We start from the raw sequence: 20,246 nt of genomic DNA, 5'->3' as shown, positions 1-20,246 counted from the left end.
GTTTATTTTAGCCCTTTCCTTTATGATAAGGTTGTCCTGAAAAATTCCACCAAAGGGGGAGAAACCATGTTTTGTTACCAGTGCGAGCAGACAGCCGGCGGTACCGGCTGCACCAGGGCAGGCGTTTGCGGTAAGAACGAAGATATCGCCAGCCTGCAGGATACCATCCTCATCGGCCTTAAAGGTATTGCCGCCTATGCCTACCATGCCCGGGAACTGGGCGCCAGGGACGAAGAAGTAGACGCCTTTATGCATGAAGCTTTATTTACCACGCTAACCAACGTCGACTTTGATCTTAACCGTCATATAGAAATGGCCTTAAAAGTCGGGGCCGTGAACCTCAAGGTCATGGAATTATTGGATAAAGCCCATGTAGAGCGTTTTGGCGCCCCGGTCCCGACAAAAGTATCTACCGGCACTAAGCAAGGTCCGGGTATTCTCGTTACCGGCCACGACCTGCTGGACCTCTATGAACTCCTGCGGCAGACGGAAGGTACGGGGATTAACGTCTATACCCACGGGGAAATGCTGCCGGCCCATGCCTACCCGGAACTGAAGAAGTTCCCCCACCTGGTGGGCAACTATGGCTCGGCCTGGCAGAACCAGAAAAAAGAATTTGAAGAGTTCCCCGGCGCCATCCTGGGTACGACTAACTGCGTGTTGATCCCCAAGGAATCTTACCGGGAGCGCATGTTTACCTGCGGCATTGCCGGCCTGCCGGGAGTAACCCATATTAAAAACCGCGACTTTACCCCGGTAATAGAAAAGGCGAAAGCCCTGCCGCCCCTGGAGGAAAAGGCCGGCGGCGAGTTGACCACCGGTTTCCATCACACGGCTATCTTAAGCATAGCCGGCCAGGTGATCGATGCCGTCAAGGCCGGCAAGATCCGCCACTTCTTCCTGGTGGGCGGCTGCGACGGGGCCAGGCCGGGCCGCAATTACTACACCGAGTTTGTGGAGAAGGTGCCGAAAGACTGCGTGGTCCTGACCCTGGGCTGCGGCAAGTACCGCTTCAACCACCTCGACCTGGGCGATATTGGCGGCATCCCGCGCCTCCTCGATATAGGCCAGTGCAATAACGCCTATTCAGCCCTGCAGGTGGCCCTGGCCCTGGCCGGAGCCTTTAACTGCAGCGTCAACGAGCTGCCCCTGAGCCTGGTCCTGTCCTGGTTCGAGCAGAAGGCCGTGGCCATCCTGCTGACCCTGCTGCACCTGGGGGTTCAAAACATCCGCATCGGCCCCTCCCTGCCGGCCTTCCTGACGCCCAATGTGCTGAAGGTCCTGCAGGAAAACTACAACCTGAAGCCCATTACCACGCCGGAACAGGACCTGAAGGAAATCCTGGGCTAAGACGAAAAAACCGTCACGCAACATGAGGGCGTGGCGGTTTTCGTTTTGGGTAAAAATTCATCTCCCGCTCAAGGTGCTCAAACGTTTTAAAGCCTGGAGCTTATCTGTCTGGCCTATTCTGGCTGCAGCCAGGGCCCGCTCCAGAACGGCGATGGAGTGATCGTACACCCGGCGGTCCACCGGGTAGGGGTGGCCGTCCTTGCCGCCGTGGCTGAAGCTGTAGCAGACGGGATCCCGGAAGCTGGCCGGCGCGCCGTAGGCCACCTCGGCCACCATGGCCAGGGCGCGCACGGTTTTGGGGCCCACGCCTTCCACGCCCAGGACGGCGGCAAAATCCCGCGGCTGGGCGGCATACACCTTGAGCAGGGCTTTATCAAGGTAACTGGCCCGCGGGACGTCATGGCGCCAGGGGAGGGAGAGGTGGGGCAGCTCCCTTGCCAGGATGCGGTTAAACTCGGCTACTATCTTTTGCGGCCGCTCCCGGGCCAGCTCCGTCACCACCCGGCGGGAGGCCTCACCTTCGCCGGCCACCATATTCAACACTTCGCCCCGTACGTCGCAGCAAACGGCGGCATGGGGCTCGCAGGTAAAGTCCCTTACCCCTTCGCCCAGCCAGTGATAGCGGCGGGCCAGGCGCGTCATTTCATTCATCCCCTGCTGGACCACGGCCCAGCTGCCGTCAAAGGTAAAGATAAAGATGTGATGGTAGAGCTGGTAACCGTCCTGGAGGGCGGTATTATCTACCTTGGCGGCCATCCTGCTGGCGTAGACCAGCTCCCCGGGTTGTAAAGATGTCAGGGCCAGTCTATCGGCCGCCGTTTCAATTTCATGGGGCGTCTGGCGGGAAGTGCGGCCCTTGCCCCCGGCAATCACCAGGCCCAGGTCCTTTTCCCGCCCGCGTAAACCCTCCTTAAGGGCGCCGCAGAGGGTGGTAGTTAAGCCCGAGGAATGCCAGTCAAAGCCCAGGACACAGCCAAAGGCCTGGAACCAGTGGGGATCACTCAGGCGCCGTAAAACCTCCCGGGGGCCGTATTCCCGGACAATTACCTCCAGGATGGCCGGCCCCAGGCGCTTCATGCGTTCAAAAAGCCAGGGCGGGCAGTGGCCGCCATGCAGGGGCAGGCTGGCCGTACCGGTACGCATGGCCGCTCATCCTTTTAATTCAAGATTTAAATTGTACTTAAGGGGTTAACCCCGCCTTTTCTCCACATCATCGCCGCTTCCACTCCGCTTTTGTGCTCAATTTCACAATTAAGTAATACTTAACTCGCTGCTGCAACGGCGCCACCCCAAGAAGCCCCGGCCACAAACGCTGTCTTATCACCGGGTATTATATTGCGGGCCGGAAGCTAATACCTTCGCCAGGGCCTGTTCATAAGCTACCAGAACCGGCCGGGAAAAAAGGACAAAACGTACTTCGCTAAAGGTACCCGGATTGGCAGTCAAAAAATCCTTTACCGTGGCCATGGCTATCCCGGCGGCTCGCTCCACGGGGAAGCGGTAAGCCCCGGTGCTGATGGAAGGAAAGGCCAGGGATTTGATGCCCCGCTCCCGGGCCAGCTGGAGGCTGCTGCGGTAGGCACTGGCCAGCAGCTCATCTTCTCCTTGCCGGCCACCGTGCCAGATGGGACCTACGGTATGGATAACGTAGCGCGCCTTGAGGAAACCGCCGGAAGTGATGACCGCCCGGCCGGTGGGGCAGCCGCCCTGCTCCTCCCGGATGCGGCGGCACTCTGCCGCAATGGCCGGTCCCCCGGCGCGGTGGATGGCGCCGTCGACGCCACTGCCACCCCACAGGCCGGTATTGGCGGCATTGACAATGGCCTCTACCTCTTGCTCGACAATATCCCCCTGGAGGAGTTTAAGCAGGGTACCGGCAATGTTGACTTCCATAAGACACCCCCCTTACAAAACATACCGGCTAATACCGGCTGTTTTACACGTAAATCGTAACGTGGATTTTCATCCTGCCCACGGGTCTAAGGGCCCGCCGTTGCTTTTTGGGCAGCCCTGCCTTTTCTTCCCGCCAGAAAAGTGAGCAGTCCGGCCAGTCCGAAGAGAGAGGCTACAGCATACATACCGGCAAAACCGGTGAACCGGGCCACGACTCCCAGGAGGGTAGAACCCAGGCCTATCCCCAGGTCAAAGGCGGAAAAAAAGGTGCCGTTCGCCGCACCGCGGCGGTTGGGAGCTACGCCGGCCACGGCCATGGCCTGGAGGGTAGGCTGGGCGGCGCCAAATCCCAGGCCGTAGAGGACGGCGGCTACGAGGAAAACCGGGAGGCTGCCGGCCAGGGCCAGGATCAGGGTGGCCAGGGTGGCCGCCAGCAAACCGGGGACCAAAACCGGCCCCTGGCCGTGCCGGTCGGCCACCATCCCGGCCAGCGGCCGGATGAGCATCAGGGCTGCGGCATAAAAAGTAAAAAAGAGACCAATATTGGCAATACCGCGTTCGGCGGCATAAAGGGTCAGGAAGGTTACCACACCGCCATAGGTAATGGTCATAAAGAAGGCAATCAGGGACGGACGTAAGGCTTTAGGCTCAAAAAAGGCCGGCGGGGACCCGCCGCGAGTAGCTACGGCCGGCATTTTTATCTTGCCGGCCACCAGGGTGGCGGCCAGGGCCAGGGCTGCGGAAGTAAAGAAGAGTACTTTAAAACCGGCCAGGTCCAGGACCAGCAGCCCCAGGGCCGGGGCAATGGCCATGGCCAGGTTGGAAAACAGGCCATAATAACCCAGGCCCTCGGCCCGCCGTTGCGGAGGTAAAAGGTCGGTAACAATGGTTCCCCCGGCGGTGGTGGAACCGCCCCAGCCGGCGCCATGAAGGAGGCGAAAAAGAAACAGGATGAGGATCGAAGGTGAAAGGGAATAACCCAGCACCGCCACAGCAAAAATCAACAAGCCCAGCAGGTAGATACCCCGCCGGCCACGGCGGTCCATTTCCCGGCCCAGCCAGGGACGGACCAGGACAGCAGAAATGGTAAAGATGCCCATGGTAAAGCCCACCACCAGGTTGTCACCACCCAGGGCAGCTACATATTTGGGCAGGGTGGGCATGAGCATCTGGAAACCGGTAAAGATCAGGAAACTGGCCAGGGATAAAAGGATAAAATCCCGGGTCCAGATGCGGGTAGAATCTGGTGCCAACTTTTTTAACCTTCTTTCTTAAACGGCCGGTTCCGGGGCCAGGTCGACAAATTTGGTAAATTCAGGCAAAAAGGCCATTTCCACCGTTCCCACCGGCCCATTGCGGTGCTTGGCCACGATAACCTCGGCAATGCCCTTTTTCTCGGTATCCGGGTCGTAATACTGGGGCCGGTAAAGGAAGATAATGACATCGGCGTCAGCCTCAATGGCCCCGCTCTCCAGGAGGTCGGCCATAACCGGGCGTTTATCCTGGCGCTGCTCGACACCGCGGTTCAACTGGGATAGGACCAGGACGGGAACGTTTAGCTCCCTGGCCAGGGCCTTCATGGCCCGGGAGATAAGGGCAATTTCCTGCTGGCGGCTGTCCACCCGGCGGTGGGCCTGCATGAGCTGCAGGTAGTCGACCACCACCAGGCCCAGGCCGCTTTCTGATTGCAGCCGCCTGGCTTTGGCCCGGACTTCCAGGGCCGAGATGGCCGGGGTATCGTCAATATAGATGGGGGCCTCCCCCAGGATACCGGCGGCATTGACCAGCCGCGCCCAGTCGTCTTCGGTTAAAAAGCCCGTCCGCAGGCGGTGCTGCTCCACCATGGCTTCAGCAGCCAGCATGCGCTGCACCACCTGCTCCCGGGACATCTCCAGGCTGAAAATGGCCACCGGCAGCTTTTGTTTGACAGCCACCTGCTGGGCAATATTCAGGCAGAAGGAAGTCTTACCCATCCCCGGCCGGGCAGCGCAGATAATCAGGTCGGAAGGCTGCAGGCCGGAAAGAAGGCGGTCCAGGTCGTGGAAGGTGGGTACGCCGGTCACTTCACCCTTATGGGCGCTCAAACGCTCCAGCTGCTCAAAGGTTTGCAGCAGGATCTCTTTAATGGGCACAAAGCCGCTGCGGCGCCGGCCCCCGGCCACCTCAAAAATCAGGCGTTCAGCCTCATCTAAAATCTGGTCCACTTCCCCGGCTTCGCTCAAGGCCAGTTCGGTAATGCGGCCGGCTGCCTGCACCAGGGCCCTTAAAGTGGCCTTTTCCGCAACCAGGCGGGCATAATAGCCGGCATTAGCCACACTGGGTACATCGCCCGTCAGGGAGGTCAAATAAGCAGCCCCGCCCGCCACCTCCAGCTGGCCCTGGCGGCGGAGTTCCTCCGTTACCGTCAGGAGGTCGACGGCCTCACCGCGCTCATTGAGGTCCAGGATGGCGCGGTAAATCAGCCGGTGGGCTTCCCGGTAAAAGTCTTCGACCTTAAGGATTTCCAGGACGGCAAGCAGGGCCTCCCGGTCCAGCATAATGGCCCCCAGGACGGACTGCTCGGCCTCGAGGCTCTGGGGAGGGACTTTTTCCAGCTCGTCCGCCATAGCTTTCAGGCTCCCGCCCGCGACCGCCGCCGGCTCTTTGCCCCGGCCGTCGCCAGCAGCAGGTAATCCAGGGCCTCGGCCACCGTAGCCACGGGCCGGATGTCAATCCCCTTGATGCTGGCCGGCACCTCGGCCGCATTTTCTGCCGGGATTAAAACCATCTTCATCCCGGCCTGCTTGGCGCCATAGATTTTCTCCAGCACCCCGCCTACCGGCTTGACTTTTCCCTGGATGGAGATTTCCCCCGTCACGGCGATATCCTGGCGCACCGGCCGCTCCTGGACGGCACTGATAATGGCAGCGGTAATGGCCAGGCCGGCCGAGGGACCGTCGATATTGGCCCCGCCCACAATATTGACGTGGACGTCATAGTTGTATAAATCCTCCCCCGTCAGCAGGCGAAATACCACAGCGGCATTGAACACGGAGTCCCGGGCCATGCTGCCGGCCGTCTCATTAAAGCGGATGTTACCTTTCCCCGGTTCCCGGGCCGGGAAGGCCATGGCCTCAATCTCCAGGACCGAACCCACAAAGCCGGCCACGGCCAGGCCCAGTACCCGGCCGACTTCCGGCGTATCCTTGGCCTTAACGGTAGTATAGGGCGTCAGGCGGGCGCTTCTTAACACCTGCATGACATGGTCTACCGTAATTAGCCGGCGCCGGCGGCCTTTCTTCCGCTGCTGCTGGTAGAGACTGAGGCCGTAAGCTTCGGCCAGGATATTGATGGCCTTGCGGCCTTCAATGGTATATTCGGAGATTAGTTCCGGTACCGCCGGTTCCAGTTTAACCCCCAGCCGGCCCGCGGCTTCTTTGATAATGGTCTGGATGTGGGTCGGCGTGAGGGGTTCAAAAAATACCTCAGCGCAGCGGGAGCGCAGGGCCGGGTTCAGTTCCTCCGGCTCCCGGGTCGTAGCGCCGATAAGGATAAAATCAGCCGGGGCCCCTTCCTCAAAGAGTTTTTTAATATAGCGGGGCACACTTTCATCGCCCGGGTCATAGTAAGAGGAATCAAATTCTACCCGCTTATCTTCCAGGACCTTGAGGAGCTTGTTGAGGAGCAGGGGATCCATTTCCCCGATCTCGTCAATAAAGAGTATACCGCCATGGGCCTCCGTCACCAGCCCCAGTTTGGGCTCCGGCACCCCGCTCTCGGCCAGGTCCCGCCGCGCTCCCTGGTAAATGGGATCATGGACCGAGCCCAAAAGAGGGTTGGTCACTTCCCGGGGGTCCCAGCGCAAAGTGGTACCGTCCACCTCAACAAAGGGCGCCTGGGGTTTAAAGGGGGAACTGCTTATCTTCTTGGCTTCTTCCAGGGCCAGGCGGGCCGCCGTCGTTTTCCCCACCCCCGGCGGGCCATAGATGATCATGTGCTGGGGAAAGGGAGAGGCGAGTTTAGCGAGTATGGCCTGCACGGCCTGGTCCTGGCCGACGATTTCCTCCAGGCGCCGGGGCCGCAGGGCTTCCAGGGCCGTCCGGGATAGGGTTATCCGGGACATCTTTTCCAGAATAGCCAGTTTTTTAAGGGTCTGGGCGTTTTCCGGCCCGTTATTTTCCTTTAGAACCTGGCGGCGAATCTCCTGGATATACTCTTCATGGCGCTCCTGCATCCTTTCGGCAATGCGCTGCTCCAGCTTTTCTTCCACCGTCCGCCGGGCAATAAAGTCGGCTAATTCTTCCTGCAGGGCTGTCAGGACCCGGGGTATCTCTTCTTCGGCCGGCAAATCATTGATGGTGGGGTCCTCATAGATCAATTTTTCCAGGGCCAGGACCCTGGCCGCCAGGTCGCCGGAACGGATTAAATCCAGGGCTTCCAGCTTGCTGGCCCTTAAAACTACTTTGTCCGTGCCGTAAATATCACATAAAACACCGTATAAAGCGGCCACCTGGCGCTCCAGTAAATGACGGTCACTGGCCAGGACGGGCAGGACCTCTTTGCCGGCGTCAACGGCTGCGGTTATATTTTCTGACATGGCTTTAACTCCCCTCTGCCACCACCTGTACCCGCAGGCGGGCCTGGACCTCAGGATGCAATTTCAAGGTAACTTCATAATTGCCCAGGGCCTTGATGGGCTCTTTGAGATCTATTTTACGCCTGTCGATGTCCAGATGAAAAGTGTTTTTAATTGCCTGGGCTATTTCTTTATTGGTAACTGAACCAAAAAGTTTGCCCTTATCACCGGCGCGGGTGGTCACCTGGACCAGGGCACCGTTGAGCTGGCCGGCCTGGCGCCGGGCCTGTGCCAGCTCCTGGCTCTTTTTCTCTTCCTGGCGTTTCTTTTCCCGGTTTAATTCCTTTATGCGCCCGGCAGTGGCTTCCACCGCCAGGCCCCGGGGTAAGAGATAATTACGGGCGTAGCCCTCGGCTACTTCCACTACTGCCCCCCGGTTGCCCAGTTTGGGCACATCAGCAGTTAAAATAACCTTCATCACGCCTCACTCTCCTTTACCAGACGGATTGATGCGCCGCCGGTAGCTGAAAAACGGGTCAAATAAGCCCAGGGTTACCAGGGAAACCAGGGCCACCGGGACATTGAGCAGGGCAATAATCACCAGCACCGCCTTGAAAAAGGGAGCCAGTTTCAACTGGTAAAAAAGAAAGCTCACTGCTGCCAGGCCGTTACCCGCCAGCAGGGGCAAATATACATAAAGGATATTCACCCCCACCTGCCGGGCAAAAGCCAGGTCATAATAATCTCCCAGCTGCCATAGACCCAGGCCGGCAATTACCCCCCAGATGGCGTACCAGGGTAACTGCCAGTAACGGAAAGGCGGTAGCCCCCTCTCGATAAGGCCCAGGCGCTGCAGGATCTTTTCAGCCGCCAGGTAATTAACGAAGGCGGCCAGGATAGAAGCAGAGATTAAAATCCCCGGTAACAGGAGTTTTAGGAGATTGATCATGGTGGTCAGGGCGGCCTGGAACTGTTCCGGGGTCATCCCCGATCTACCCATATGCTCCAGCATCCCCGTACGGCGGTAAAATTCCAGGGTATAATTAACTGTAGCCTCAAATTCCTGGAGCAGCCCCCCCAGGGGTAGCCCTGTTAATTTTGAGGTCACGCCAAGGCTCAAAAGCAAAGAAAAGAGCGCAACAACCGCCCCGGCTGCCAGCACCTGGCCGGGCCGGGCCTTGACCTTGAAAAGGTAACCATAGACCAGTCCCAGGGCGGCAAACTGGATAAATAGCAACGCCGCATTTACCGGACCGGTAAAAAAGGCTATGGCCAGGCCGGCCACCAAGGTGGCCATTGCCCCCAGGCGTAAGTTGCGGCGCACGATGAGGACGACAATGGGGACCGTCCAGATAATGTTGGTGAATACCTGCAAAAGGGGGATAAAATACCCCGTGAGCACCAGCACCACCGTCAGGGCTGCCATGAGGGCCCCTTCGGCCAGGGCTGCCACCCTGCCTTCGGTCTGCATGTAATTATCACCCAAATTACCCCTGATTTTAGCTCTCATACTTTGCGCCGGCGGGGTAACTCCCCCTAACGGCGTATATAGAAAAGAGGGAGTTGCTGTCCTCCCTCCTCTTTAAATCAGAAATCAGAGGCAGGAAGTCGGAAATCAGAATTTCTGTAGAAACTGGCTGCGCCAGTTTCTGATTAGAAGCCTCCAACTCCCTGCATTTCATTTCTTCGCTGGCGGCAATCTAACCGCCGCGGTGGCACCTTAAGCTCCTTTAAGCTTTACCGTAGCTATTCCACCGTGTAGGGCAACAGGGCCAGGGCCCGCGCCCGTTTGATAGCCGTGGTCAGCTGGCGCTGGTGATGGGCGCAATTGCCGGAAATACGGCGGGGCAAAATCTTACCCCGTTCGCTGATATAGCGGCGGAGGCGGTTTACATCTTTGTAGTCTACCTGTTCGATTTTATCGACACAGAAGCTGCAAACCCGCTTCCGGGAACGTTTCTTGTCACGCCGCAAACTTATTTCACCTCTTTCGCTAGAAGGGCAAATCGTCTTCGCCCATATCTACTTCCGTGCCCATATCGCTAAAATCCTGGTTGAAGCTATCGGCACCCATAGCGGGACCGCTGCCCACTCCACTGGGGCCTTTACCATCCTTGGGCCAGTCCAGGAAACGGACATCGTCAGCTACCACATCGGTAGCCTGGCGTTTCTGGCCGTCGGGCGTTTCATAGGAACGCGTCTGGAGGCGGCCTTCAACGGCTACCAGGCGGCCCTTGTTCAGGTGGTTGGCGCAGGTTTCCGCCAGCTTGCGCCATACGGTGATGCGGATAAAATCAGTTCCTCGTTCACCCTGCTGGTTGACATAATTCCGGTCTACCGCCAGGGTAAAGGTCGTCATCGCAACGCCGCTGGCCGTATAGCGCAGTTCGGGGTCCCGCGTCAGCCGGCCAATTAAAATTACCCGGTTTAACATCCTTCTCCCACCGCCTTTTTCTTTTAGCTGGCTTCTTCTTCCAGGCGCGTTATCAGGTAGCGAATTACCTCGTCGGTAATCTTTAATACCCGCTCCAGTTCCTGGGCCACGGCCGGCGTACCTTTAAACTTCATGAGGACATAATAGCCCTCCCGGTACTTGCGCACCTCATAGGCCATCCGCTTTTTGCCCCACTGGTCTACCTCGGTAACCTGGCCGCCCTGTTCGGCTACCAGCCTGGTAAATTTCTCTACCACTGCGGCAGTAGCTTCGGCTTCCAGGTCGGGCTTAATTACGAAAACAACTTCGTAATTACGCAAACGACAGCACCTCCTCCCTGTGGACTTATGGCCCCACCCGCCGGTGGAGCAGGGAAGCTTTTCCGGAAGATTATATCACACTTGATCCAGCCGGGCAAGGGTTTTGCCAGGCGGGTTTAAACCGACCGGTTACAGGGGCCTGCTACAGTAGCAGTGCCGGTTTATTGGCTTGCCACCAGGGGGTTATGGAAAATAGCGGCGGCATCTATAGAAAAACCTTCAATTACCCGCGAGCAAACAATCCCTTTCTTTTCTACTTCCTGATCCAGCTTAAATTTGCCTGCCTCCGCGATATAAACCTGGACGCATCTTTCCTCCGGATCCACCAGCCAGTACTCCCGGACTCCATGTTTTTCATAAATCCGGTATTTCTTACGCAGGTCATAGTAAGCCGTGGTGGGAGAAAGAATTTCTACTACCAGGTCGGGGGCTCCTATGATTTTTTCTTTCTTGATGATATTGAGCCGCTCCCGGCTGATGAAAAGAATGTCTGGTTGATAAGTTTCCGTTTCCTCGAGATAGACATCCAGGGGGGCATCTAAAACTATACCCAAATCATTGGTGGTTACATAAGCGACCATTTTAGACACGAGCTGCATAGAAATTATCTGGTGGTAAGAAGTCGGCGATGGTGTCAATACCAGTTCCCCCCCGATGAGCTGGTAAGGAGCTCCCTCCGGTAGCCGGCAGTAATCGTCGTAGGTATACACCTTATCTTTGCTAGTTGCTATTTCCTTTAGGGCCAGGCTCACTATTAACACCTCCCGCCTTTTTGCCTGAAGATATTTTACCATAGTTTTGCCAGGGAATCTATGCTCTCTCCAGGCCTGCCAGGCATGACCCGCCCCATGGTAATACCACGCCTAAAGTCCAGAGAAAGGATAAAACCCGTCGCCTGGCTAAAAAACTGGAGCGACGGGTTTTTCATTCAGGCATGGCTTCGCTTGGTGGCCAACAACCTCTGTTACCATTACTATAATTCCACTGCTAACACGCGGTTGAAATAAGCGGGCATGTACTGCCGCACCCGGGCATAATCGGGCATGGTTTCGTAATCAAATTTCATCAGGACCGTTATTTTGGTTCCCTGCTGAAATTTGCCGCTTTGCCGCAGGGCGTTTTTAATGCTCTGGTCCAGTTCAACCAGGGTGCGACCCCTGGCCTCAAAATTAGCATCACCGGCTATCCATTCCCTGCCATTATGGATAAGCCTTACTTCCATATCTGCCCGCATTGAACCTGCGCTCCTTTGCCGCGAAGAACATAAAATATGACCTGGTATCAATAAATTAGTTAGCGTTCCTGCCAGGTGGTCCGGGCCAGGGCTAGTTCCAGTTCTTTTTCCGGGCAGGTGAGGCGGTGGAGGTAACACCTGCTACCGTCCCCGGCCTTTAGCTCCTGACTCTCGCTCAAGATGTGATCCCTGTAGCGGGCGTCTTTTTTATAAACAATCTCGATGGTGGCCGGAAAGGCCTGCCGGTGGACTTCCAGGGGCACGCTCTCCAGCAGCCAGTTGATATACCTCTTGTTATTGGCATGGTGATTGATATCCATGTCTGCTGCCCCCACGGTAAATGCTGCCGTAATGGATGGGCTTTCCAGAGTTGGTAGCTCGCTAAAGCCTGCCGGGATGGCCGCCTCAGGATAAAGCCCATAAGGTGCGCTTACCGCGGGCGGTATCCGCAGGGGCTTTTTACTGGCGATATCCAGGAAGATCCACACGGATGCGGCCCGGCCCACGAGGTTGCCCCCGGCATCATGGATATAAAAATTACGGTAGGCGAAACAGCGCTGGAAGCGTTCCACCCAGGTGGTGACGGTTATATTTTCCTGCCAGCGAGGGTAGCGGCTCACCTGGAGATGATAGCGGTAGACGACCCAGCCCCGGCCGGCGGCGTTTAAGCTGGCAATGCTGTTGCCAGCTGTTTCAGAATGCCAGGTGGCCGTTTCTTCCAGGTAACCCAGGACGGTCACCGGTGAGGCTTCTAACATAAAATTGGTTTCGTAATAGTGGACTTCATAGGACCTCTGGTATGTATTAAACAACAATTGGATCACCAGCGTTTAATTTGCCTTACCTGTTATTATATCATACCAATAACCCTGGAGGTAGCACCAACTATTATGATCAGCTCCAGATAGGGAAAGGAACCTGGAAGGCATAGCCGCCAGGCCAGTTTTTTAGACATCATTTATCTTTTCTTAAAATTATTAAGTTGGCTTGTCGCCAGCTTCCGACATTTTTTTGTAGATAAATATGTTAAACTGCTATCGTTGTGTTAAATTAATACTAACCCCTATTAAACTGTCATTTTCTGTCAGAGAGGGTCCTTCAAATGCACCGCGTTGGTATTATTGCCTGCCGGGATCACTGGAAGAAGGGATGCCCCGGCTACCAGGCCCATATCCTCTGTTTCCTGGCCCTGGAGAAAAAAAGGGGACCGCTAGGGGAGCTTCCGGGAGCTAAAATCGTGGCCATGCAGCCCTGCCCGGGCTGCCCGGGCACCGGCCGCCTGGATGTGGCCCGCCGGCTGGTTCGTCAAGAAGGAGTCGATTATTTCGTTTTTCCTTCCTGCACGTTTTTTGACAACCATTGCCCCACTGCCTTTGCCCAGGCAGCGGCCATTGAGGCCGAACTGGGCCGCCCGGTGCTCATGGGTAGTTACCTGGAGGCAGCGGCAGCCCGTTGCTGTTCGACCGTCAGCTTAAATCCAGGTGATATCCCCAGCCTCACCGAATGCCGGCAGCGCCTCCTCAACCTCAATTATTTGCGTTATTTGTATGAAAAACAGGCCGCCACTCCCAGGAAGGCCCTGCAGATATTGACCCTGCTCAAGGCAACTTAGATATTACTTTTTTAATGCTCTTTTCCGCTTTCAGGCGAGGAATAAGGATTAAACGGCCGCATCCCAGGCAGCGCAGGCGAAAATCCATCCCTACCCGTAATATCTCCCACTGGTCGCTGCCGCAGGGGTGTTTCTTCCTGGTCTGGACGATATCGCCGACCTGCAGATCCATCCTGGTGTTCTCCTCCCACTGCTTGCTCTTCCCTTACTGCACCCAGCTCGGCCAGGGCCGCTCCGGCAGCCACCCGGACTTCCCAGGTTGCATCGGCCAGGCAACCTTTAAGCAGGTCCCCTGCCTCCCGGCACTTTAACCTCCCCAGGGAACGGACGGCGGCGGCTCGCACTGCGGCCACCGGGTCGGCCAGGGCCTTCTTTAAACTTCCGGCGGCCTGGTCGCAGCCTGTTTCTCCAAGGGCCATGGCTGCTGCTCTGCGCACGGCAGCGGTCCCATTCGCAAGGCAGTGCTCCAGGGCCGGCAGGACCCGGCCATCCTCAAAGAGGCCCAGGATATTTATCACCCGTAAGGAAATATCTTCCGGCCCCCGGGCCAGGAGATCCAGTAAAGGCGGGATGCTGGCTGTTCCTAAGGCCAGCAACACTTCGGCCACCCGCGCCGGTGGCCAGCGCCGGGGTTCCGCCAGGGCTGCAAGCAACGGTTCCAGGCAACGCCGGTCACGTAAACGGGTAAGGGCCGCAGTTGCTGCCATCTGGACGCCTTCATCCCGGTCCCCCATGGCCGCCAGGAGAGGGCCAAGGGCACGTCTAACTCCCATCTCGCCCAGGATGGTGGCCGCCGCAGCTTTCTCGCCGGCTTTTCCCTGTTCCAGGGCCCGCAGCCACGCGTCAATGTAACCTTCTTCCTCCGCCAGAGCCGCCAGCTGCTCACGAGTAGCTTCCTCCAGGCGCGGCCAGAGGCCGGCAAGGAGCCGGGCCAGGGCCAGGGCGTCCAGCCGGCACAACTCCCGTCGCAAACCTTTAGCTATCTTGCCCCGGCAACCTGCCAGGGCTGCTGAAAGGCGCTGCTCGTCCTGGTAACGCCGGCGCTGCCAGAGCAAAGTCACCACTCCCCTAGAGGGTAATTACCTTTTCCGCAGCCATGAGGTGCTCAATAATGGTATACATATTGGTAACGCTACCGGCACACAATTTTTCCTTCAGGTGGTAATAGTCCAGGCAGGTGCCGCAGGCCAGGATTTCCACTCCCTTTTGCTCCAGGGTTAGCAGGCTGTCCAGCACCGGTGAACCCTGGCAGCAGAGCTGGACACCACTGTTGATAAAGAGTACCCGTCGGGGCAGCACTTCCGTTTCACCCAAGCTGTAAAAGAAGCTGCGCATGAGGATGCTCCCCAGTTCTTCGGAACCGCGGCCCAGGTTGGCCGAGGTTACCAGTAATACCTGGCCCGGATTAACGCTTAACTGGGTAGCCGGTATGCTTTCCTTGCGAATATGGATATAGTACTCACTTCCCTGTTCCCTGACGCTGGTCTCACACTCCAGGCTCCGCGCCAGCTTTAAAACATTATCCCGGGCCACCTCGTTGTCGACAATGGTAACTACCTCGCCATCCGGCTCCAAAGTTTCCAGGGCCTTTTTGGTCTGGATAACCGGTTGCGGGCAGGCCAGCCCGCGGGCATCTACTATTTTTTCCACCGTGTCAACCTCCCTTTTAAAAGAAAAGCGCCTGGCGCCCATCCGCTCTCAAGGTACCAGGGCTTTTTATATACTTTTTCTCCATAAGGTTTTGCTTTTCCTGCTTAAAAATCCTTAACTGGCAAGAAAAGCCTTGTAGGCCCGGTAGGCCATATAAATATCCACCTTACTGGCTATCTCCAGGGGAGCGTGCATGGAGAGGAGGGCCGGGCCGCAATCGGCCACATCCAGGCCAAAGTAGGCCAGGAACTTGGCGATGGTCCCGCCGCCGCCGGCATCAACCTTGCCCATTTCGCCGCTCTGCCAGATAACCTGGTTCTGGTTGAAAATGTCCCGCAGCCGGCCCATAAACTCGGCACTGGCGTCATTGGCGTCGTATTTGCCCCGGGAACCGGAGTACTTGTTTAAAACTACGCCGTACCCCAGGCGGGAGGCATTATGCATATCGAAGACATTTTCATAGGTGGGATCGACGCCGGCGGTGACGTCAGCGGAAATGGCCTGGGAATTGGCCATAATCCGGCCCACATGGACAATGCTTGTGGTACCCACACGGGACGCCAGTTCAGTTATGGCATATTCCAGGAGGCGGGAATGGGCGCCGGTATTACCTGTACTGCCGATTTCTTCTTTATCTACCAGGAGCACCAGGGCCGTATGGCGGGGCACCTCCAGGTCCAGGATAGCCTGCAGGGCCGTGTAGCCGCAGACCCGGTCGTCCTGGCCGTAACCTCCTACCAGGGAACGGTCAAAACCCAGGTCCCGGGCCGGCCCGGCCGGCACCAGTTCCAGCTCCGCCGTGATCAGGTCCTCTTCCACCAGGCCGTAACGCTCATTTAACAGCTGGAGAATGGCCAGGCGAATTTTATCTTTTAGATCGTCTTCGCCGGGATAGGGTATGCTGCCTACCACCAGGTTTAAATCGTCCCCGCTCAAGGCTTCTTCCATGTTCTTTTTCATCTGCTCCTTGGCCAGGTGAGGTAATAAATCACTTACGGTGAAAATGGGATCGGCGCTGTCTTCACCGATTACCACTTCCACCCGGCGACCGTCCCGTAACATAATCACCCCGTGCAGGGCCAGGGGGAGGGCCGTCCACTGGTATTTCTTGATGCCGCCGTAATAGTGGGTTTTGAACATGGCCAGGCCGTCTTTTTCATAGAGGGGCATGGGTTTCAGGTCCAGGCGTGGCGCATCAACATGAGCCCCCACCAGCCTTATACCTTCGGCCAGGTCGGCCGTTCCCATTATGCCCATGAGCAGGACTTTACCCCGCCATTCCAGGTAAAAGCGGCTCCCGGGATTTAACCCCCGGCCGGGAGGCAGGTCAGCCAGGGAAACAAAACCGCGCCCCCGGGCGGCTTCCAGGGCGGCACGGACGGCTTCCCGTTCAGTTTTAGCCCGGCTTAAAAATGTTTTATACCCCTCGGCAAAGGCAAAAACCTTTTCCCTGGTATCCCCTTCCAAACGCTCCCAGGCACTCTTTTGGGGTAGGGCCAGTTCTTTTTGTAGTTTTTTGCCCCTGCTTTCTTCTTTTTCTACCATTACGCAATTCCTCCTTTTTTGTCAACCTGGAGATACTTCTACCCTGAAAATAACTTTGCTCTAGGCTGGCATTGTTTTTGCTCGCTCCAAACAAATGCCAGCCCGTTATTTTCATCCTTCTGCTGGTGCAACGCCAGCGGTATAGGTGTCTTGATAGCTTCTTCTTGCCGACCCCCTAGATTAGGGTATGCAACAATCCGGCCAGCCAGTCATAAAAATTGCCCAGCTGGAAGGCCATCCCGGAGTTATAGAGCTGCCGGGCCAGGGGTACAAAACCTGGTGCCGCCGTCATGGCCGGTAGGGCCAGGAGGGAGCGCAGCATCCCTACCAGCAGGGCCAGCCAGAAGACCTGCCCCAAGAGGCCCAGGGCCAGGCCCAGTCCCCGGTTTACCAGGCCAGCAGGTGCCATGTTGATCCCCATGGTGCCCCAGCGAGCCAGGCGGCGTAAAAGAAATAAACTGCCGTAAAACAGGACCACCAGGGTTATTAATTCCAGGCCCAGGAAGACCAGCTGCCCGGCCAGGACCTGGCCCACCGTACCTCCGGAAACCTTCTCCAGGCCCTCCAGCAGGCTCTGTTTTATCATACCCGGTAAGGGCGTGCCGTTTAAAAGGATTTCCAGCTGCCTGGTGGCCGCCGTACCCAGGGGCTGGCTGAGAACCGGTCGTGGTAATGGTAAGAGGGGAGCAAGCCCGTTACCCCAGCGACTGGTTAAATGCCAGGCCTGGTCCAGGGCTGCGGCCAGGGGCCGGGCATACAGGGCTGCCGCCAGACCTGCCACCAGGTAGCTGATCCAGCCGGCTACCAGGTTAACAAAACCCAGGCGGTAACCCCGCCAGGCGCCCAGGGCCAGGAGTAGAAGCAAGAGCAGGTCCAGGTAATTGAGCAACTAACAGCGTCCCTCCATACTCGCTCCCTGGTCCTCGCGGTTCAGCCTACGGTTCAGCCAGGCCTTAAGGCGGGGTTCCCGGCCTATTCGGCATCCTTGCCTTTAGAATCCGGCCTCGGACATCCTGTCCTCGGCCCCGACCTCGCTCCTCGGCTTCGCCAAGGCTGCTCAACCGCTCGGACCAAGTCGCTCGCTCCAAACAAATGCCAGCCCGTTATTTTCATCCTTCTAATGTGTCGCGTTAGCGGTATGAGGGTCTTTTACCGGAAACTGTGTTCTTCACCGGGGAATTTCCCCTGGCGGACCTCTTCCCGGTAATCTTCAAGGGCCTTGACGATGGCTTCACCCAGGTTGACATAGCGCTTGACAAATTTGGGCTGGAAGCGGTCAAAGAGGCCCAGGAGGTCATGGTAAACCAGCACCTGGCCGTCACAATCAGGCCCGGCACCAATGCCAATGGTTGGTACCGGTAATTCAGCCGTTATCCGCCGGGCCAGATCTACCGGTACACATTCCAGTACCAGGGAGAAGATGCCGGCCTCCACCAGGTCCGCGGCATCGGCAGTAATTCTATCGGCCACGGCTGCCTCCCGGCCCTGGACGCGGTAGCCGCCCAGCTGGACTACCGATTGGGGGGTTAACCCCAGGTGGCCCATGACCGGGATGCCGGCATCGACTATAGCCCGGACCATGGGTATCATAGCCCGGCCCCCTTCCAGCTTGACGGCATCGGCCCCGCCCTCTTTAACCAGGCGGCCGGCATTATAAACGGCGTCCTGGACACTGGCCTGGTAGGAAAGGAAGGGCAGGTCGGCCACTACCAGGGCTGCCGGGTTGGCCCGCATGACGGCGCGGGTATGGTGCACCATCTCATCCATAGTTACGGGTACTGTACTTTGGTAACCCAGGACCACCATGCCCAGGGAATCGCCCACCAGGAGCATGTCCATGCCGGCCCGGTCAGCCAGCAACGCTGAAGGGTAATCATAAGCGGTTACCATGGTAATCTTCTCACCCCGCTCTTTCATGGCCCGGAGCTGGGGTAAGGTAACCTTGGTGCGTGCGGCCATTTTTCCTCCTCCTTATTCCATATGTTACCATTATAACAGCAACTGGGAGTATTGACCAGCTATATGCTTATTATAACAGAAAATCCCCCTGCGGGGGATCAGTTACCGGTTCTACTTCCATTGGGAATTCCGGTGGTGAGGTCTCGGGATGGGGCACGCTGTTGGGTTCCGGCGCTTCCCGGGGCCAGCCAGGAGAGTCGATGCGGTTAACCAGTTTGCTGCACCTGCCTTTTTTATGTTATTGTGCCCGGCAGGCAAGGGGGTTATGCTATGCCAGAAAAAAGCCGCCTGGATAGGGCATCCAGCCGGCTCGTTATATTTCCTGACCACGCGCTTAAAAGTTTCGCCTGCAGTATCTTGGCGCAGGTTCCTGTAAACGCTATTCTACTTCGCGACACCAATAAGCTCTTCCGTATGTTTCTTCACCCACTCGGGGTCCTTGGGCTCGCGGGCCACGCCGCTCTCGATGGCGGCTTTAGCCACAGCTGCCGCCACCGCCGGTGCCACCCGGAGGTCAAAGGCCTCGGGCATGACGAAATCGGGTGAGAGCCTGTCGCCTACCAGGTTGGCCAGGGCATGGGCGGCGGCAATCTTCATGGGTTCATTGATGTCTGAAGCCTTCACGTCCAGGGCACCGCGGAAGATGCCGGGGAAGCCGAGGACATTATTTACTTGGTTGGGGAAGTCGCTCCGGCCCGTACCCACCACGGCAGCGCCGGCTTCCCGGGCCTTGTCGGGATAGATTTCCGGAACAGGGTTGGCCATGGCAAAAATGATGGAGTCTTTACCCATGGAGCGGACCATATCCTGGGTAACGGCGTCCTTTACAGAAACACCGATGAAGCAGTTGGCCCCCACCATGGCATCGGCCAGGGTGCCGCAGCGGTCCTCTTTATTCGTGATCTTAAGCATCTCCCGTTTTTCCTGGTTTAGGTCCTGGCGCTTGGAGCAGACAATACCCCTGGAATCGCAGAGGATCACGTCTTTGACGCCTACACTGAGGAGGAGTTTGGCGGTGGCGATACCGGCCGCGCCGGCGCCGTTGATAACTACCTGCAGGTCGTTAAGTTCCCGCTTGGTAATCTTACAGGCGTTAATGATGCCGCTCAATACTACCACAGCCGTGCCGTGCTGGTCGTCATGGAAGATGGGGATGTCGGTGGTTTCCTTGAGGCGCCGCTCGATTTCGAAACAGCGGGGCGCGGCAATATCCTCCAGGTTGACGCCGCCGAAGGTGGGGGTCAGGAGCTGGACTGTCCTGACAATCTCGTCTACATCCTGGGAATCGATGCAGATGGGGAAGGCATCGACGCCGGCAAAGGTTTTAAAAAGCAGGCTTTTCCCTTCCATGACAGGCATGGCCGCCCGGGCGCCAATGTTACCGAGGCCGAGGACCGCCGAGCCGTCGGATACTACTGCTACCATATTCCAGCGGCGTGTATATACGTCTACAAGTTTGGGGTCTTTGTGAATCTCCTTGCAGGGTTCGGCAACTCCGGGGGTGTACGCGAGGGATAAATCCATGCGGTCCCGCACAGGTACCCTGCTGCATACTTCAATCTTACCCTGCCACTCTTTGTGAAGTTCAAGGGCTCTTTCCTGAATATTCATTATGGTATACCTCCTTTGCGTAAAAGGTAGAAACAAGGGACCAGGGGGTAAGGGGAAGCGCCACTGGCGTGATGGTCTAATGG

General features: G+C 57.4%; 21 protein-coding genes and 1 pseudogene. 2 read left to right on the top strand and 20 right to left on the bottom strand.

The features are described 5' to 3' along the window. Window positions 1-66: 66 nt before the first annotated feature. Window positions 67-1,350 (top strand): hydroxylamine reductase, encoded by a 1,284-nt coding sequence (hcp, locus tag MGLY_RS07450; RefSeq protein ID WP_156272741.1) that lies wholly within the window; start codon window positions 67-69, stop codon window positions 1,348-1,350. A gap of 57 nt (window positions 1,351-1,407) precedes the next feature. Here the strand turns inward: hcp and MGLY_RS07445 are convergent, their stop codons facing one another. The 13 genes from MGLY_RS07445 to MGLY_RS07380 form a co-directional block, all read right to left on the bottom strand. Beyond that, window positions 1,408-2,493 carry a DUF763 domain-containing protein gene (locus MGLY_RS07445; protein ID WP_156272740.1) on the bottom strand — a complete coding sequence of 362 codons (1,086 nt, stop codon included), beginning with the start codon at window positions 2,491-2,493 and terminating at the stop codon, window positions 1,408-1,410. A gap of 177 nt (window positions 2,494-2,670) precedes the next feature. Further along, window positions 2,671-3,243 (bottom strand): O-acetyl-ADP-ribose deacetylase, encoded by a 573-nt coding sequence (locus MGLY_RS07440; RefSeq protein ID WP_156272739.1) that lies wholly within the window; start codon window positions 3,241-3,243, stop codon window positions 2,671-2,673. A gap of 86 nt (window positions 3,244-3,329) precedes the next feature. Continuing rightward, the gene (locus MGLY_RS07435; protein ID WP_156272738.1) at window positions 3,330-4,496 is read right to left on the bottom strand and encodes an MFS transporter; all 1,167 of its coding nucleotides are present in this window, start codon (window positions 4,494-4,496) and stop codon (window positions 3,330-3,332) included. Between the two features lie 18 nt (window positions 4,497-4,514). Continuing rightward, window positions 4,515-5,849 (bottom strand): replicative DNA helicase, encoded by a 1,335-nt coding sequence (dnaB, locus tag MGLY_RS07430; protein ID WP_156272737.1) that lies wholly within the window; start codon window positions 5,847-5,849, stop codon window positions 4,515-4,517. A 5-nt stretch (window positions 5,850-5,854) separates the two neighbouring features. After that, on the bottom strand, window positions 5,855-7,819 hold the full coding sequence (gene lonC, locus MGLY_RS07425; RefSeq protein WP_156272736.1) for a Lon family ATP-dependent protease: 1,965 nt from the start codon (window positions 7,817-7,819) through the stop codon (window positions 5,855-5,857). A 4-nt stretch (window positions 7,820-7,823) separates the two neighbouring features. Then, entirely contained in the window at window positions 7,824-8,276 is a 453-nt protein-coding gene (gene rplI, locus MGLY_RS07420; protein WP_054937890.1) for a 50S ribosomal protein L9, read from the bottom strand. Between the two features lie 6 nt (window positions 8,277-8,282). Continuing rightward, complete coding sequence (locus MGLY_RS07415) at window positions 8,283-9,269, bottom strand: YybS family protein (RefSeq protein ID WP_156272735.1); 987 nt, start codon at window positions 9,267-9,269, stop codon at window positions 8,283-8,285. Between the two features lie 275 nt (window positions 9,270-9,544). Next, on the bottom strand, window positions 9,545-9,772 hold the full coding sequence (gene rpsR / locus MGLY_RS07405; RefSeq protein WP_054937888.1) for a 30S ribosomal protein S18: 228 nt from the start codon (window positions 9,770-9,772) through the stop codon (window positions 9,545-9,547). Window positions 9,773-9,791: 19 nt separating this feature from the next. Next, window positions 9,792-10,232: a single-stranded DNA-binding protein gene (locus tag MGLY_RS07400; protein WP_156272733.1), complete on the bottom strand. Its 441-nt coding sequence runs from the start codon at window positions 10,230-10,232 to the stop codon at window positions 9,792-9,794. A gap of 23 nt (window positions 10,233-10,255) precedes the next feature. Then, window positions 10,256-10,552, bottom strand: a complete 297-nt coding sequence (gene rpsF, locus MGLY_RS07395) for a 30S ribosomal protein S6 (protein ID WP_156272732.1) — start codon at window positions 10,550-10,552, stop codon at window positions 10,256-10,258. Between the two features lie 161 nt (window positions 10,553-10,713). Beyond that, the gene (locus tag MGLY_RS07390; protein WP_156272731.1) at window positions 10,714-11,304 is read right to left on the bottom strand and encodes a Uma2 family endonuclease; all 591 of its coding nucleotides are present in this window, start codon (window positions 11,302-11,304) and stop codon (window positions 10,714-10,716) included. Window positions 11,305-11,525: 221 nt separating this feature from the next. Then, window positions 11,526-11,786, bottom strand: coding sequence for a DUF5395 family protein (locus MGLY_RS07385; protein ID WP_156272730.1), 261 nt, complete (start codon window positions 11,784-11,786; stop codon window positions 11,526-11,528). Window positions 11,787-11,845: 59 nt separating this feature from the next. After that, window positions 11,846-12,610, bottom strand: a complete 765-nt coding sequence (locus MGLY_RS07380; protein ID WP_277997903.1) for an acyl-[acyl-carrier-protein] thioesterase — start codon at window positions 12,608-12,610, stop codon at window positions 11,846-11,848. Between the two features lie 278 nt (window positions 12,611-12,888). Between MGLY_RS07380 and MGLY_RS07375 the strand changes: the two genes are divergently transcribed. Further along, entirely contained in the window at window positions 12,889-13,398 is a 510-nt protein-coding gene (locus tag MGLY_RS07375) for a CGGC domain-containing protein (RefSeq protein ID WP_156272729.1), read from the top strand. Here the strand turns inward: MGLY_RS07375 and MGLY_RS18190 are convergent. The 7 genes and pseudogenes from MGLY_RS18190 to MGLY_RS07340 form a co-directional block, all read right to left on the bottom strand. Further along, window positions 13,385-13,570 carry a DUF951 domain-containing protein gene (locus tag MGLY_RS18190; protein WP_156272728.1) on the bottom strand — a complete coding sequence of 62 codons (186 nt, stop codon included), beginning with the start codon at window positions 13,568-13,570 and terminating at the stop codon, window positions 13,385-13,387. The genes MGLY_RS07375 and MGLY_RS18190 overlap by 14 nt on opposite strands. A 49-nt stretch (window positions 13,571-13,619) precedes the next feature. Further along, window positions 13,620-14,459: pseudogene (locus MGLY_RS07365) on the bottom strand (HEAT repeat domain-containing protein); the annotation flags it as partial. Window positions 14,460-14,466: 7 nt separating this feature from the next. Next, a complete protein-coding gene (yedF, locus tag MGLY_RS07360) occupies window positions 14,467-15,048 on the bottom strand; it encodes a sulfurtransferase-like selenium metabolism protein YedF (RefSeq protein WP_156272727.1) in 582 nt (193 codons plus the stop codon). Between the two features lie 114 nt (window positions 15,049-15,162). Then, window positions 15,163-16,593, bottom strand: a complete 1,431-nt coding sequence (locus MGLY_RS07355; RefSeq protein WP_156272726.1) for an aminopeptidase — start codon at window positions 16,591-16,593, stop codon at window positions 15,163-15,165. Window positions 16,594-16,768: 175 nt separating this feature from the next. Next, a complete protein-coding gene (locus MGLY_RS07350; RefSeq protein ID WP_156272725.1) occupies window positions 16,769-17,482 on the bottom strand; it encodes a CvpA family protein in 714 nt (237 codons plus the stop codon). Between the two features lie 260 nt (window positions 17,483-17,742). Beyond that, entirely contained in the window at window positions 17,743-18,552 is an 810-nt protein-coding gene (gene panB / locus MGLY_RS07345) for a 3-methyl-2-oxobutanoate hydroxymethyltransferase (RefSeq protein WP_156272724.1), read from the bottom strand. A gap of 384 nt (window positions 18,553-18,936) precedes the next feature. Then, window positions 18,937-20,163 (bottom strand): NAD(P)-dependent malic enzyme, encoded by a 1,227-nt coding sequence (locus tag MGLY_RS07340; protein ID WP_156272723.1) that lies wholly within the window; start codon window positions 20,161-20,163, stop codon window positions 18,937-18,939. Between the last annotated feature and the right edge of the window lie 83 nt (window positions 20,164-20,246).

Source organism: Moorella glycerini (assembly GCF_009735625.1).
Classification (GTDB): domain Bacteria; phylum Bacillota; class DSM-521; order Neomoorellales; family Neomoorellaceae; genus Neomoorella; species Neomoorella glycerini.
Note: the sequence above shows the minus strand (reverse complement) of the source record. Positions and strands in the feature narration are given on the sequence as shown.